This is a genomic window from Phenylobacterium sp. LjRoot225 (genome assembly GCF_964252855.1).
GTDB lineage: Bacteria > Pseudomonadota > Alphaproteobacteria > Caulobacterales > Caulobacteraceae > Phenylobacterium.
Map to the genome: position 1 here is coordinate 19,090 of NZ_CAXUPL020000007.1, position 14,782 is coordinate 33,871.

The following is a 14,782-nucleotide window of genomic DNA, read 5'->3' on the forward strand; positions in this document are numbered from 1 at the left end:
GGGTCTCGGTTCCGACAATTTTCGAACTGAAACCCCAATTGAGACGAAACGACCGCCGCAAAGGGCTTTCCGAGGAAAGCCTCGCGTTTTCCGCCGCGGATCCCAGGAACCGCAGGTGGGCTGCATTGAACCGGCGGCAGAAGGTCTGCGCCCAGTGAGCCGGTTCCTACGAATTCGGCGGCGTCGGCTTGGACTGAACGCCAGTCTCTTCTTCCTTTTCGGCGCCGTGGCGCTGGCCCTTGCAGGTCCGAAGGTCGCCGCCGGCTATCGAGAAGCCGCACCGCCGCTTCCGGCTTTGACGCCGGTCGTCGGGCCGGTGTCGCGGGTGACGGACGGCGACACGTTCTGGATCGGCCGCCAGAAGATCCGGCTCTGGGGCATCGACGCACCCGAAGCCGCGACGCCGAACGGACCGACCGCGACGCGGTACCTCGCCCAGGTCGTCGCCAAACATCCGCTCACCTGCCGCCAAGCCGGCCGCCCATCCTATGACCGCCTGGTCGCTCGATGCGTGGATCCATGGGGCCGCGATGTGGCTGAGATCATGGTGGGGGCCGGTTGGGCGCTCGACTGGCCGGAGTTCTCGAAGGGTCGTTATCGTCCGGCTCAGGACCGCGCCGCTGCGCTACGCGCCGGCGTGCACGGTCAGGCCCAGGCCGAGTGGCGCTGAAACACACCAGGAACAAAGAACAAGCTCTTGCGGTCTAGCTTCCCGCACCCCCAGCCCCTTTGGGTTGGTGATTCGTTCTTTTCGGCCCAGTTTGGGGGACCCCGCTGTCGATTTCAGAAGACGTTTTCAGTAGGGGTCAGAAGACCTGTTCAGTGGAGCTTTTAGCCCGCTGCGGTCGATGGCCTGCCCCAACCCAGCCTACTCGATCGAGCGTGTCCAGCAACGTCGAGCGAGGAACCTGAAAGGTCCGACAGACGGAGGCCTTGCTGGCGCCGCCGTCAAGTGCAGCGATGATCTGCTCGACCTTTTCGGGATCTAGCGACGGCGGCCGCCCGCCCTTGCGCCCGCGCCGCTTGGCTGCGGCGAGGCCGGCATTCACCCGCTCGGTGATGAGGGCTCACTCATACTGGGCGAGCGAGCCGAAGATGTTGAACAAGAACTCCCCGTGCGGCGTCGTCGTGTCCATCTGCTCGGTGAGGGAGCGGAAGGCAACGCCGCGCTCCTTCAACTCGGTTACGATCCGAAGGAGGTGCGACAGGGGGCGGCCGAGCCGGTCGAGCTTCCAGACGACGAGGATGTCGCCGGAGCGCAGGTCCGCAAGGCAAGCCTTCAATCCAGGTCGGTCGTCGCGGGCGCCGCTGGCCTTGTCCTGATGTAGATGCCGCTCGTCGACACCGGCGGCGACCAGGGCGTCACGCTGCACGTCGACCGACTGCCGCTCGTCGGCCGCGCTAACACGCATGTACCCGATCATCATGTGCGATACCCCCTTGCTACACAGCCTCGATCCGTTGCGGACCTTCGCTGATTGGGCGGCCGCTCTCGCCGGCGGGCAGGGGAGGGAGCGCTTTCCTGCCCTGCCGATGTCCGGAGTCCGGCAGCCACCGCGGGGAAGTTCGCGACCCTAATCGGACGTTTGCGTTACCGACGTCCGCCGGACTTAGCCCCAGGTGGATGCAGAGCGTGGTGGCTGGCCATCTGCCCCTGCGGCCGAGCTCCAGGCTAAGCCGCCAAGTCAGCCGGCCCTGTTCCCGGCGCAATGTTGGCGCTGGACTTGGCCTGCGCCAACCCGTCCGCAAGCGCGTTGCGCAATTCGGTCATGTGATACGGCTTCTGCACCGCGCGCTGCGTCCGATAGCCTTCCTGCAGCCTGTTCGACGAATAGCCGGTCGAAAAGACGAAGGGCACGTGGCGGATGAGCAAGGCGTCCGCCACCGGGTAGCTCATCTGGCCGCTGAGATTCACGTCGAGCACCGCGGTGTCGAGGAACTGCGTCTCGATCAGCGACAGGGCCTCGTCGACGCTCGCGGCTGGCCCGATCACCACGCAACCGAGATCGGCGAGCATGTCCTGGAGAAGCAATGCCACGAGCATTTCGTCCTCGACGACGAGGACGCGGCGGCCGGAGAGGGGGCTATGCATCATGCGCGGCCTCCTTGGAGACTGGCATGACGATCGTGCAGACCATGCCAGCCGGCGCGAAGTCCAGCTTAACCTCCCCGTGCAGCTCCTGCGCCAAGGGGCCCTGCAGCAGGCGGGAACCGAAGCCTTGTTCCGTCGGCGGTTTCACCGGCGGTCCGCCGCTTTCGCGCCATTGCAACCGCATCCGTTGGCCATTGGGCGTCGGCACCATGCCCCAATCGACATCGACCCTCCCGTCGGAGCCGTTGGAGAGCGCGCCATGGCTGGTTGCATTGGTGGCCATCTCGTGCAGCACCAGGGCAAGGCTGAGGACAGCTTTCGGCGAGAGGCGAACGTTGGGACTTTCGGGCGAGATGCGGGGGGCCGAATGGCCGTTCCAGTCGATCGGCCGCATGATCTCGTCGAGGACGTCGCGCAGGAGCACAGCGTCCCAATTATCTCGTCCCAGCAAGCCGTGGGCTTTGGAGAGCGCGAGGATGCGCCGCTCGAGGGTATCGATCAGGCTCGGGTCGGCGTGCCCGCGCAAGGTCCGCAGGACGATGGACTGCACGCTGGCCAGGGTGTTCTGAGTGCGATGGTTCAACTCATCGAGGAGGAACCGCAGCCGCTCCTCCTCGCGCTCATGCTTGGAAAGATCCACCAGTGAGATGAAGTTCTGAACAACATCGCCCGCCTCATCGCGCACCGCGCTGAAGAAGAGGGCCGCCCGGAACACCTCGCCGTTCTTACGACGGTAATGGCTCTCCATGTCATCTTCGGCGCCGGCCGCGAACGCGTCTTCAACTTGGCTCGGGGCCCCGGGGCCGCCGCTGCGGGCCGAGAGGAAGTCCAGGCGTTGTCCCAGCACTTCCTCCCGGGCGTAGCCGGTCAAGGCGAGGAAGCTGTCGTTGACGAAGATGATCAGGTGACCGGGCGCCTTGGCGTCCGTGAAGACCATGGGCATTCGCGTGGTCTCGGCCGCCACGACGAACGGGCCAAGGTCCCTCCGAAAGCCCTCGACTGTCGCTTCGGCCCGTTTCTGGTCGGCGGACTTTCGGGCGATCTTCGGCATGGGACGAGCCCGATCTTTTTGTCGATAGCCAGAAGCTCAGCAGCGGGTTCGTCGCCTCGCGTTCACAAACTACGACCGACGACGAGACAGAGGCTTCCATCCGCCAGGTGTCAACGATTGATTTCGCGCAATGGTTGCAGGATCGGCGGCGCGCCACAACGCCGGGCGCTTAGGGCTGCCGCAAAGCTGGATCGTGGGCCTGGCGTTGGATGACCCCATCTGTCTCATTGCAGCGAGTTTTCTGCATAGGCTCCCGCCAGGCTGTGCGAGAGGCCGTAAGCTTCGCTCATCAAGGGATCACTGCAAGAAAGTGCGCTGAGCGTACGCGGCCCTTATCAACCAAAGACAGCGATGGACGATTGGATGCTGATGCCGCCGTCCTTGGTGCGCCGCATTTGGCGGCCGACGGCGTGGGCGAGGACAGCGGGAAGTTGTAGGGCGGGCGCGACCCGGGTCCAGACCGTCTGCGCCGTCTCACGGCCTTTCCGCGACCGCCGCACCGTCTGACCGGCGACCACCCGCTGAGACCAGCGGAAACCGATCTCGTGGAAATAGAGATCGGCGTGCTTGGGGCTGATGTGGTGGAAGACCCCGGCGATCGTGCGCCGGACTCGGTTGTTGAATCCTTCGGCGGAGTTGGTGTGGACGATCCCGCGGGCGTACTCGCTGCCGCTGTGCCGCACGGTGTCGTGGGCACAGAAGCCTGCCGCGCCCAGGGGCGCGAAGGCCTTCCACTCGTCGGTCATCAGGTGCGTGTCTTCGCGGGCCGCCGCCGCCTCCAACACCCGCTCCGCCTCATTTGCCGAGAGGTCCTCAATAACGGCCGCCCCGGCGCGGCCGGCCGGTGCTCCGGGCTCGCGGCTTTGCGGCCGTTCGACCATGGCCAAGGCGGGGGTCTTGCTGGTTCGCGGCAACCCCTTGCCGCCGCGGCCCGAATGCGGCCGGTCCGGATCGCGTGGGCGACGGCCGCCGAAGTAGAAGCCGTCCACCTCGAGGACGCCTTCCATCGGATCGGCCGCCGCCACCAAAAGCCGAAGCGCGTGGCCCATGCGCCAGGCGGTCGGCTGGCTGACGCCCAGCGCCTCGGCCAGCCGCGGCGAGGACACGCCCTTGTCGGACTGCAGGATGAACCACAGACCCTTCAGCCAGACGCTCAGCGGCAGTTTGGTGGCGTGCAGCGGCGTGCGCGTGGTGACGGTGAACTGGAAGCGGCAGGCCCCGTTCGAGCACTGATACAGACCAGGCCGGGCTCGGAAGGGCCCCATCTCGCGATCCGCTATGGCGATCGACTTCTTGTAGCCGCAGGCCGGACAGACCCGACCGCGCGACCAGACCATCGCCTCCAGCAGCCGGCGACAGCGGTTTTCGTCCGCGAACGCCGCCACCATGTCGTCCACCGTTTCAATCTGCGCGAGAAATTCCCGGACCTGTTCCGACATCGGCCTACCCCCAAACGTCGCCGACTTCAGAATCGCCTGCTTCGCCTTATCCAGCAAGGAATCGCTGTCTTTGGTTGATAAGGGCCGCGTACGCTAAGAAAGAACGGGCCGGGAACTCAGGAGTCCGCCCTGCGGGAACCGTTGACGAGGCGCCGGAAGGTCCGCCTATCGGAACGCCATGATCGCAAGAGACTAGCCTCAGGCACGCGTGCGACGAGTTTTTGCACAGCCTGCGGGGGTCTTCCCCCGCTTGAGGGGGTAGACGGAGACGCGGCACGCGGCTCCGGCTCAGGGGGAGACTTCCCCCCTCTCCACGGCTTCCTTGGCCCGTTCGGCGGCTATCCCCAAAGCCTCGGCGAAGGCGGCCAGAACACCCTTGGCGCCGGGATACTCCCGCCCCTCGGCATCCGCCTGGCGAATGCGCTGGCAGGTCCGCGGATTGGTGCCCGTGAACCTGCCGAGCTGAGCGGCCCATTCGCTGCCGTACACTTCGCGGGCAAGATCGGAGAGTTGGCTCGTGGAGGTTGGACGATCACTCATCGGAGCGGATGAGCACCGCTGCTCGAGACCTTTGCCGCGCGCCATGTGAAGACGCCGACCCCAACAAGCCCGACGAGGAAAAGAGCGAACAGCGCGAAGGACGCGGGGTGCTCAAATGGAGCGGCGCGAACCGCCGGATCGCTCACCTGCAGGGCGCCATACAGCCCGAGCCAGAGGGCGGTCGCCGAAAGCGCTAGTGCTTTCCAATACCGGCCCCTCGAGGTGAAGAGGACGCCCAAACTTCCGATGACAGCGGCCGCCCCGCCAAACATTGCGATCGGAGACAGAACGCGATCTCGCAGGTCGACGTCGGTGATGTCGTGGATTGGGCTGAGCGCACCCCAAACTACACGCGCGATCCCCGATCCGAAGAAGGCGACCAAGCCTAAGATTGCGAGGGCGGTGAAGCCGAGGCGGGCCAATCCGAGGCGCGTCATGGTCCTAGGTCCTTCCCTTGCAGGGGCCACCATCCGGGCGATGGGCAGGCTTCGCTCTACCGTTGCGGGCAATTGTATAGATACAGCCGTCAAATCCAATATAGCGCGGTGCTTGCATCGTCATAGACGCGTCACGAGCGGCCTGGGCCAGTCTGTTTTGATAGGCGTCCAACGCCGCCTGCGCGTTCTGTTGGCCTAGGTACTCAAGGGTGGTTTCTGGGGGCTTCTTGAGCCAGGCAAAAGCTTGAGCACGCATCTGCTGCAGGGCTTCTGGAACGAATACAGGCGGGATCCCGCGGTGACCGAAGGTGGTGACCCGGCCACTCACGCGATCCACGCACGCCGCCGTCTGTCCGACAGAGTCCAACACCCGGGACTCGCACCAAATTGACGCCACCAGGCGCTGGTCGCCATTGGCGTCGAACTTCGAGCCTGCCGCGCTCTCCGCCCAAACGACGCTGAAAAACGTCGCCACCATGATCACCGCCAGTGCGCAGTTCGACATCTCAATCTCCCCGAGCGGCGCGCCCGTGCCGTCGTCCGCGAGATAGACGACGAGCCCAGCCCAGAGAAAAACGAGAGCCGCCACGCAAAGTACGATGCACGGCAGCTCATAGACCCGGTTTGCCGGGTCCACATGCAGCCCGTACCAGGCGAACCAGATGGAAACGCCTACGGTCAGCCACGCTGCGACATCGAGGCCCCAGCGCACCACAGAATTGTTCTGACTTTCATCGGGATTGGTCATGTCGGTCCTTCCGAATACCGCTCGGCCTATGCCGGTTGGTCCTGTCGTTTATAACGACACTTCAGGGGCAAATCAAGCTCACAACACGCGGGTTATTGGGAAGCGCCACCGACGACGCGCCATGCACCATCTTGCGCTGGCGGTCCTTTTGGAGCGGTCGGCAGCTGAGCGGAGCCGCTGGTGGCGCGAGCTTCGATGGGATGTGGAGAGGCGGGCGACCTGGCTCGCGCGAGAGCGAGCGCCCAAAGCGCCACTGATCGTTCCGGCGCATGTGATCCTCCCCCGGTCTGGTGGACACCCATGCTAGCTTTTCGGAGCTGGAGAGGAGTGTCGGTCCGCGCGACCCATCCGCGGAGTGGCTGCACCGCCCTCTAGACGGGCTCCCCCATTTGGGGGTCGCAGCTTTCCTGATCGGGGGCGCAAGAGCCCGCTTGGGCTGCAAAGCGCAGCCGAAAGGGTAATCAGATGCCTCCGTTCATTGGTCCGATTATTTTCGGCGACACCAGCGAAGATCTCGCCGATCACGCCCACGGTGACGCCGATGTTCTCACCGTCGACTCCTCTGAATACCCGGTCCTGTACCTCGCTGCGGTGGGTGACGCCCGTTCGCTGCTGGATCACGCAATCGGCGGAAACGATACGGTTACGGTGAGCGGCTTTCTTGCTGGGGAAGCTGTAGGTGACGCCTTGCTGATCACCGATCATGCGCGCGGCGGCGATGACGTGGTGGTGTCCCTTCTTTCGAGGGCAGGTTTGGCCCTCGGCGACGCCGAGACCATCGCCGGACACGGTTCGGGTGGAAATGACCAATGCGCCGGCTCGCTCGTGTATGGCGACGCTTTCACGATCACCGATCAAGGCCAGGGCGGCGATGACACGATCGCCATTCAGGAGATTGACCAGGGAGCTGTGGGGTACGGAGACGCCGGGACGATGAGCGGACACTCCAGAGGCGGCGATGACTTACTCAGCGCCGCCAACGCCGGTTACGGTCAAGTCCTCTACGGGGACGCACAGACCCTAACGGGTCTTGCCCATGGAGGAGATGACACCCTTGTCGCCCCGTTGGCGCCGTCCTTTTTCGGCCCGACAACGTCCATGTTCGGCGACGGCTCAACGCTGGCCGATCATGCGCGAGGTGGCGATGATGTGCTGATCAGCGGGCACGGTGATGACGTCATGTGGGGCGATGCCGCCGTGGTGGGGCCGCGCGCGACTACCGGCGCTGACCGCTTCGTTTTTGCGCAGCAGAACGGCCATGACCAGATCATGGACTTCCAGCTGGGAAAGGATCACATCGAACTCGATGGTTTCGGCTTCAGCGGCTTCGAGGAGCTGGCCGCAAACTTCCAGACTACCTCCGAAGGTGTGTTGATCAGCTTCGACGCCGACGCCGACATCCTCGTGCGGAACGTCAGCGTGAACCAACTTCATTCAGCCGACTTCATCCTGACGTGAGCGCTCAAAAGCGACGGCGCGATCGTGATGTTGCAGCACAGCTAGTGCGGAGCCGCTGGTCCCAAAACTCCTAAGTTCTGCGACACCCAGCGAAGCGGCGCCGTTTCCCTCGCAACGCGCCGTCGCAGAAGTCGGCCGCAGAACCGGTAGGTTCTGCGACTGGAATCTGCGACATTTCCAGGATGATCATCGGCTACGCCCGGGTGTCGACGGACGACCAGACGCTGGACGTTCAGCGCGCCACGTTACGCGCCGCGGGCTGCGAGCGGATCTACGAGGAGAAGATCTCCGGCGCCTACCGCGCGCGGCCGGAGCTCGATCGAATGCTCGAGCATGTGCGGGCAGGGGACGTGGTGACGATCGCGCGCCTCGATCGACTGGCGCGGTCCACGCGTGACCTGCTCGAGATCGCGGAACGCCTTAAAGACCAGAAGGTCGGGTTGCGGTCTCTTCAGGAGCCCTGGGCGGACACGACGTCGCCCAGCGGGGTGATGATCCTGACGGTGTTCGCCGGCATCGCCACCTTCGAGCGGGAGCTCATCAAGGAGCGAACCGGGGCGGGGAGGGCGCTTGCTAAGGCAAAGGGCGTGAAGTTCGGCCGTCGCCGCAGCGCCATCACGGCCGAGCAGTGGGGCCACTTCGGTCCCAAACTGAGGAACGGCGAACTGTCGGTTCTCGCAGCCGCCACGCTCCTGAAGTGCAACCGCGCGACGGTTTATCGCCGCCTGGCTGAGGACGAGGCGCAGCGTCGCGCGGAGGGGCGATCGTGAGCAGCGCCACCCCGTCCGGCGACGAGCTCGAGGCCATGGCGGCTGCCTTGGAAGCGAGTGGCCAATATCGTGTGCTGCGCAAGCTGAGGCCGCGCACCAGGCTCTGCGAGCCGGACGGCTCGCCCGTCCGTGTCGGGCTCTATGTGGATGTCGAGACGACCGGGCTCGACCCTGCGCGACATGAGATCATCGAGCTGGCTATGGCGCCGTTCACCTACGCCCTTGATGGTCGGATTTTCGACGTGGGCGAGCCCTTCCATCAGCTGCGGCAGCCGAGCGAGCCCATTCCGGCCGAGATCACCGCGGTGACCGGCATCACCGACGAAATGGTGGCCGGACAATCGATCGACCCGGCCGCAGTCGGCGCCGTTGCCGCGCCGGCGGCTCTCGTCATCGCGCACAACGCCGCCTTTGATCGCCGTTTCCTCGAACGGTTCTGCGAGACCTTTACGACCAAGCCTTGGGGCTGCTCGATGAGTCAGGTGGCCTGGGCCGACGAAGGCTACGAAGGGGTGAAGCTGGCTTATCTCGCGAGTGGGGCGGGGTTCTTCTACGACAAGCACCGGGCGGTCCATGACTGCCTGGCGGGAATCGAGTTGCTGGCTCGACCGCTGCCGAAAAGCGGTGTGCTTGGCCTGGCGATGCTCCTCGAGCGCGCTCGCCGGCCCACGTGGCGGATTTGGGCGGAGGGCGCACCTTTCGAACTGAAGGACACGCTCAAGGCCCGTGGCTATCGGTGGAACGGCGAACACGGCGGCGCGCCGCGCGCCTGGTACATCGATGTCGACGAAGCAGACCGCGAGTCCGAGCTCGGCTTCCTATGTGCTGAGATCTATGGCCGGGAGATTGACCTGCTCAGCCGCCGCATCGAAGCGCATGACCGGTTTTCGGACCGCGTCTGACCTCCCGCGGGCCCGAAGGGGCCCAACAGTTCGCCGGACGGAACGGGGAATTTTGACTCCTAGCCGAACTTGGGAACGTCCGGTTTCGGGCGTCGACCTCAAGCTTGGCCAGGGTAGGGCAGCGCGTGGCTCAACGCGGACGTTCGGAGGGTCCGGTTCCCGGAGGCGCTAGCCACTATTATCCGGCCTCGCGCCAGGCCACTACCGGGCGTCGTTTGCGTCGGCGTCGCAGGCATCGGGGACACGCGACTAACGCCCGGGCTTCATCTGAAACGTGCGGGAATACCCATGTGGCCCTAAGCTTGGACTGTGCGGCGCCGCCCACCAGGTACAAGGAGTTTCAGGCAAGGTTGGGCGCTAATTAATTCGAATCTTCTCATAGCAAAAGAGCGATGCGCTAGGTTCCGAGTTAGATGTTACAATCAATATCAGCCGTGAAGACGGCGTCAGGTGATGAGGCTAGATAGAGAAGCCGATCAAATTCTTCGTCGATCGGCTCAAGTGCTTTCAGGATCGACGAAAGTGTATTGTATTCATCCTTGGGGTCGACAGCTTTCTTTATGTGCCCCTTGCCGCTCGTGTGCGCGACCATTCCGCGGTCTTCGCCAAAGGTACTCATCATCCGAAGGAAAAGTTCGTCGCACTTCGACATGTCGAACCCGATTGGAACGAACATCTCCATGATATTGCTCTCTTTCACGCCGTGATTTTCAAGTCGGATGCGTTTGCAGAAATCGGATACACAGCGTGAAAACCTATCCTGGATGCTGGTCTTCGCGGGCCAATCTTTGATTTTGTTCTGTTCAGTGGTGAAGAGCGACTTCGGAGGGCGCTCCAGCGTTTGCCCGCTGAAACCGAGCAGGTGAAAACTGACTACCGATACGCGGGCGCTGTCTTCCCAAGCCTTGAGCGCTGATGTCGCGACGTCGAGCGCGCGATCCTCAAAATAGGTCTCGACTTCGGCATGAGTGAGCACCCGAAAGGACAACGCCTGGGTGGTTACGAGAAGCTCATTGGGATATGAACCAGTCGGGTCAAAGATCTGTGGCAGCAAAAGTTGCCGAAGTTCCTCAACGCGCTCTCTAAGGTCGACGAAGCGCTCCGACGGCATCTAATTTAGGCCGGCGAACGCAATCCGGACGCCCTCGTCTTCTCGATCTTCGAGCGCGGGGACGTTGAAGTTCAAACCGAGCGCGCCTTTCAGCTTATTGCCCCAGAAGGAAAGTCGATCATGCGTATGCGGGATACCCGCCGTGTCGCTTTCCACCGCCTCTGTGAAACCAGGGTCCGCGACGCTCGCTGCATAGAGTTCGAGGACCGCTTGTGGACTATCGGTCATTGCCTTGCGGATTGCGCCGTCCGCCGCGAAAAAGATGAGCGCATCAAAAATCGCGCGGTTGAAAGATCTTGATCCAGGCTTTCGCGCTAAGTTCGCCTGGCCAAAGATCGCGATCAGCGCGTCAACGGCTGCGTCGAACTGAGCGATGTCCTCGTTTACGGATGCCTCTTCCTTGCCCCAGTCCGCGTTCAAGGACTGACACGTCCGATCCAAAAATTCCTTCATGCGACCCGTGTACGTGGGCAAAAAGCGGCGGAAGGCGAGGTAGCGAACGAGGAGCTCCACATCTCGCATCCGTGGGTCAGGGGTTGTCCGCCCTAGAAGCTTTTGAATGTGTCCAGACGCTATCGCTGTGTCGTCGATAAAATCTGTGAAATCGCCAGGAACCATCGCCTGACGCAGTTCCTGTGGCGACAATTTCACGCTGCCCGTGTTCAATCTCAGGAACACTACGTGGAGAAAGTTGGTGTCGGGCCAGTTCCGAATGACAACCGTGCGAATGGTATTGTTGAAAAACGCATTGAGGTCGCTCCGCCGATCTGGGTCTTTCTCGAGCTGATTGAAGGTTTTTCCGCTTAAGTCCGTCCGGACCTCGAGGCCGCTCAGCCGAAAACCGTTCTTCGGCCCTTCAGCGTTGCCGGTGAACTGGAGGAGCGACAGCAGCCTCTGTTTCCCGTCCAGGACGATGAATTGCCCGCGTGCGCCCTTCTTTTCTGCCAGGACAATCTGCGGGATCGGGAACCCAAGAATGACGCTCTCGATGAAGCGACCTTTACCCCGCGGTGGCCATGCGTCGCGCCGTTGAAAGCGCGGGTTCATCTCGATGTTATTGTTCTTAAGTTGAGAGATGACCGTCTCGACCGTCCAATCCGACGAGTAGAGGACCGCGTCTGAGTATGCTGCGGTTTCGGAAGGCGCTAGGGCGGCATCGTCCTCGTTTGCGAACTCGAGGTCGTTCGCGGCGTCGTCTTCTTCCGCTCGGTCTTCAAGCTTGGAATCGCTGTCGGCCATGGTCTTTCTCAACTCCGTTTGATCGAGCCCCAAGGCGCGGCCGCGTATGTCGCAGCTAGCTTTACCGCCAAGGCGGCCCGTTTCCCAACATTGAGAAATTAGTGAGGGAACACGGGTCCAAGCACCCGTCCCCTATCCCCTTCAGCCGGCCGGCCGGCCGGCCGAGCGAAGGTCTGGAAACTGCAGCGATCCCAACTTCTGCTGCTGGAAGGCCCCCGTCTTAGCTCTCCAGCGGTTCCAGGTAGTACGCCATGGGCACGCTACGCCAATGGTGCTCCGAGCTCGCCATCAGCAGGAGGCGGTTGATGGTGTTGTCCTGCAGGCCATGCTCGGGCAGCAGGGCGTGGACCCGCGCCGAGCCGATGGCGCAGCCGGCTTTCGATGCCTTGGATTGGATGGCGCGGGCGCGGTCGAACCTCGCGGCGAGCTGACGCTCGTAGTTCGGCTTACGGCCCCGGCGCGCGAGGCCTTCGAGGTATTTCGCGGTCTCGCCGAACAGCTGGGGGTAGGGCGGCAGGCCTCCTGCGAGAGCCAGTCGCACGATGGCGTGGATGTCCTGCGGAACCACGAACGGTGCGCGCGCCAGCCCGCGGGCGACCTCCGGAAGGCCGCCAGGCAGCGTCCCGCCCCGGCGAAGGATCGCGTCGACCAGTTCGGTGAAGCGCGGCCTGGCGTCGGTGATTATGCAGCTGCCGGTAGCTTGCGCGAGGTACATCGTCATCTCGAAGTTCGGGGCCAGCGAGGCCATGACGTAATGCCCGCCGGCCTCACCTTCGGCCAGCGGCTCGGTCTGCAGCGAGGCGAGGGGGTCCCTCAGCTTCAGCTGTTCAAGTCCCGCCAGGATTTCCGCTTCCGTCAGGTCGTCGGACCCCGGCGCCGTTCTGCGGAATTCCGAGATCATCACCTCGGGCGGCATGTTCATGACGGCGCGATGGGCGTCCTCCTCCATCAACTGGACCATCCGCTCGTTCTTCTGCGGCTTCAGGTCCAGGCCTTCGCATCGAGCCTTGGCCAACCGGTAAGCCTGGTCTCGTAGATGGTAGTCGAAGGCGCCGGGGTCAGGCGTCAGGATCACCAGCCCGGCTTCGACCAGCGGCATCAGCTCCAGGAAGCCGAGCAGCGTCTTCAGGATCTCGCCGCGGTACGCCTGCGGGTTCTCGAGCGGGTTGTGCTCGGGGGAAATCGTCCGCGGATGCGTGAAGGGATGCTGGACGATCACCTCGCCGAAGTAGAGCCCCGCGGCGGCGGCCGTCTGCATGATCGCCTGCGGATGGAGTAGGCCCGTGTAGACGGCGCGTGGCCGGCCGTCCGGCTTGGGCAGGAGCTGAAGCAGTTCGGTCTCTAGCGGCCAGAGCGAGGCGAAGACTTCAAAGATCCTCCGGATCTTCTCGTCGGTCATCTCGCGGCGGACCTCCGTCCAGGTCTTCTCCGGGTTCAAGCCGAAGATCTTGATCACGGCGTTCTGCAGGGCGAGGTTGCGCTCCCGGATGCTCATCTCGCTCCAGCTGGGGCGAAGGTGGATCGGGATGGGGCCGCAACAGTCGCGCAAGCGCCGGCCCGAGCCGCACCCGCAGGCCTCGCTCGGCCGGGGCGTCGCTGGCTCTATCGCGAACATCTGCCGGTGTTCGGGTTCGCGTCGGCCGTAGGCGTCCTGGAAGTAGACCGACCCGTCGTCGTACCGGGCAAGGACCTCGCCGCCGAAGTGGTGGAGCTCGTTCCGAGGCGGGCGCAGGGTCTCGGCGATCTCTGGCCAGCTTGGCGGTGCGGGCTGTTCCGGGAACAGCCACGCCGCGTCGCCCGCGGCGAGGTAGCGCAGCGCGCGAGACTTGATCGCCATGTTGACGCGCCGAACCTCTTCTTCGCTGAGCTTGCGCGTGCGGATGAAGGCGTCGGTGCGCGCCATCGACGCGCGGTAGTTGCGCGCCGCGGTGCGCCGTTCAAGCGGGTCGGCCGAGAGATCTTTGGCGTATTCCAGGTTGGTCAGGATCAGGCAGTGATCGCGGCCGAGCGGGAAGACGGTCTGCGAGCCCTTGAGCGCGATGTCCGGGTCCAGCGGATAGGCGCACTGCGGCGCGTCCGGCGGCAAGCCTGGGTTGAAGACCGTCACCGGATGGTCGCTCAGGATGAATTTCACCGTCGAATCCTCGGCGGAAACGATCTCCCGCACGCCCTCCGCCCAGATGGAGCAGCTGATCGTCTGCAGCGCCTGCATCTCCCACATCAACTCGTTCTGGGAGAGCGCTGGATATCGAGTGCGCAGCCAGTCCAGCCCCTTCGGGGTCCGCAGCTTTTGGATGTCGATATAGGTGAAGAGATCTTGGAAATGCTGGTGCCACGCGGCGGGATCGGACGTCATGAAGGCGCGAATTGCCGGAGCGCCCTGGCTGTCGACCTCGCCAAACAGTCGCCGCTCGATCTCGTCGTTCACCTCCGCGCCGAAGACCGTAGAATAGAGGTCGCGCTGGACGAAGCACTGCGAGGGCGAACTCTTGAACCGTGATCGCTCGTAGGCCACACCCCCGTTGGGCAGGTCGTGGCGGGCCGGCGTCAGGTCAAGATAGGCGAGCTTGTTGCGTCCCGGCTCGATGAAGCCGGCCTGATGCCATTGCGGTACGTAGTGGTTGTTCCGGTAGCCCGACATGGACGGGAATAACTACGCCTGTTCGACGCGGGTGGGCAGTCTGAGAGGACGTTACACAAACCCGATCGGCATGCATCGAGATTGGCGCCGTGGGAGAGCCCGCGGCGAGGCCCAAGCCCGATCAAAGGTGTGCGCCCGCGTGGGAATCGGTCGTGCGCGGTCGCGCCGGCGTGGTCCAACTGCAGCATGCGACCATAACGGTAGAGATCGATCCAAGGTCCGGAACCGGAGCAGTCTCAAGGTCCGCTGCTGGCGCCGCTCGGACGCAGCCTGACGCCAGGCCGCGGGCCGCGAAGCGGACGCTCGCAACAGCCGGGGAGGGTGGTTCCAGCTCTCGACACAGTGGCGAGCGCA

The 14,782-nt window shown here is 63.9% G+C and carries 15 protein-coding genes; 4 read left to right on the plus strand and 11 right to left on the minus strand.

All coding sequences use genetic code 11. The annotated features are described in order from the left end of the window. Nucleotides 1-154 precede the first annotated feature (154 nt). Nucleotides 155-670: a thermonuclease family protein gene (locus tag ACSQ2B_RS25405; RefSeq protein ID WP_436054203.1), complete on the plus strand. Its 516-nt coding sequence runs from the start codon at nucleotides 155-157 to the stop codon at nucleotides 668-670. Between the two features lie 136 nt (nucleotides 671-806). Here ACSQ2B_RS25405 and ACSQ2B_RS25410 read toward each other — a convergent pair whose 3' ends face one another. The 8 genes from ACSQ2B_RS25410 to ACSQ2B_RS25445 form a co-directional block, all read right to left on the minus strand. Then, the gene (locus ACSQ2B_RS25410) at nucleotides 807-1,049 is read right to left on the minus strand and encodes a helix-turn-helix domain-containing protein (RefSeq protein WP_436054204.1); all 243 of its coding nucleotides are present in this window, start codon (nucleotides 1,047-1,049) and stop codon (nucleotides 807-809) included. 18 nt (nucleotides 1,050-1,067) lie between these two features. Beyond that, nucleotides 1,068-1,412, minus strand: coding sequence for a recombinase family protein (locus ACSQ2B_RS25415; RefSeq protein WP_436054205.1), 345 nt, complete (start codon nucleotides 1,410-1,412; stop codon nucleotides 1,068-1,070). A gap of 260 nt (nucleotides 1,413-1,672) precedes the next feature. Beyond that, the gene (locus ACSQ2B_RS25420) at nucleotides 1,673-2,092 is read right to left on the minus strand and encodes a response regulator (protein WP_436054206.1); all 420 of its coding nucleotides are present in this window, start codon (nucleotides 2,090-2,092) and stop codon (nucleotides 1,673-1,675) included. After that, nucleotides 2,085-3,143 (minus strand): HWE histidine kinase domain-containing protein, encoded by a 1,059-nt coding sequence (locus tag ACSQ2B_RS25425; protein WP_436054207.1) that lies wholly within the window; start codon nucleotides 3,141-3,143, stop codon nucleotides 2,085-2,087. Before ACSQ2B_RS25425 ends, ACSQ2B_RS25420 begins: the two co-directional genes overlap by 8 nt. A gap of 335 nt (nucleotides 3,144-3,478) precedes the next feature. After that, nucleotides 3,479-4,582, minus strand: a complete 1,104-nt coding sequence (locus ACSQ2B_RS25430) for an IS1595 family transposase (protein ID WP_436054208.1) — start codon at nucleotides 4,580-4,582, stop codon at nucleotides 3,479-3,481. A 288-nt stretch (nucleotides 4,583-4,870) separates the two neighbouring features. Next, nucleotides 4,871-5,122 (minus strand): hypothetical protein, encoded by a 252-nt coding sequence (locus ACSQ2B_RS25435; protein ID WP_436054209.1) that lies wholly within the window; start codon nucleotides 5,120-5,122, stop codon nucleotides 4,871-4,873. Continuing rightward, nucleotides 5,119-5,559, minus strand: a complete 441-nt coding sequence (locus ACSQ2B_RS25440) for a hypothetical protein (RefSeq protein WP_436054210.1) — start codon at nucleotides 5,557-5,559, stop codon at nucleotides 5,119-5,121. Before ACSQ2B_RS25440 ends, ACSQ2B_RS25435 begins: the two co-directional genes overlap by 4 nt. A gap of 4 nt (nucleotides 5,560-5,563) precedes the next feature. Then, on the minus strand, nucleotides 5,564-6,307 hold the full coding sequence (locus tag ACSQ2B_RS25445) for a hypothetical protein (protein WP_436054211.1): 744 nt from the start codon (nucleotides 6,305-6,307) through the stop codon (nucleotides 5,564-5,566). Between the two features lie 465 nt (nucleotides 6,308-6,772). Between ACSQ2B_RS25445 and ACSQ2B_RS25450 the strand changes: the two genes are divergently transcribed. From ACSQ2B_RS25450 to ACSQ2B_RS25460, 3 genes are all read left to right on the plus strand, one after another. Further along, the gene (locus tag ACSQ2B_RS25450) at nucleotides 6,773-7,765 is read left to right on the plus strand and encodes a M10 family metallopeptidase C-terminal domain-containing protein (RefSeq protein ID WP_436054212.1); all 993 of its coding nucleotides are present in this window, start codon (nucleotides 6,773-6,775) and stop codon (nucleotides 7,763-7,765) included. A 182-nt stretch (nucleotides 7,766-7,947) separates the two neighbouring features. Continuing rightward, nucleotides 7,948-8,535, plus strand: a complete 588-nt coding sequence (locus ACSQ2B_RS25455; RefSeq protein ID WP_436054213.1) for a recombinase family protein — start codon at nucleotides 7,948-7,950, stop codon at nucleotides 8,533-8,535. After that, complete coding sequence (locus ACSQ2B_RS25460) at nucleotides 8,532-9,437, plus strand: 3'-5' exonuclease (RefSeq protein ID WP_436054214.1); 906 nt, start codon at nucleotides 8,532-8,534, stop codon at nucleotides 9,435-9,437. The genes ACSQ2B_RS25455 and ACSQ2B_RS25460 overlap by 4 nt, the downstream gene beginning before the upstream one ends. A 409-nt stretch (nucleotides 9,438-9,846) precedes the next feature. Here the strand turns inward: ACSQ2B_RS25460 and ACSQ2B_RS25465 are convergent, their stop codons facing one another. The 3 genes from ACSQ2B_RS25465 to ACSQ2B_RS25475 form a co-directional block, all read right to left on the minus strand. Beyond that, complete coding sequence (locus ACSQ2B_RS25465; RefSeq protein WP_436054215.1) at nucleotides 9,847-10,548, minus strand: hypothetical protein; 702 nt, start codon at nucleotides 10,546-10,548, stop codon at nucleotides 9,847-9,849. After that, nucleotides 10,549-11,787, minus strand: a complete 1,239-nt coding sequence (locus tag ACSQ2B_RS25470; RefSeq protein WP_436054216.1) for a DUF262 domain-containing protein — start codon at nucleotides 11,785-11,787, stop codon at nucleotides 10,549-10,551. Between the two features lie 220 nt (nucleotides 11,788-12,007). Continuing rightward, nucleotides 12,008-14,428, minus strand: coding sequence for a DUF4238 domain-containing protein (locus tag ACSQ2B_RS25475; RefSeq protein WP_436054217.1), 2,421 nt, complete (start codon nucleotides 14,426-14,428; stop codon nucleotides 12,008-12,010). Nucleotides 14,429-14,782: the final 354 nt, after the last annotated feature.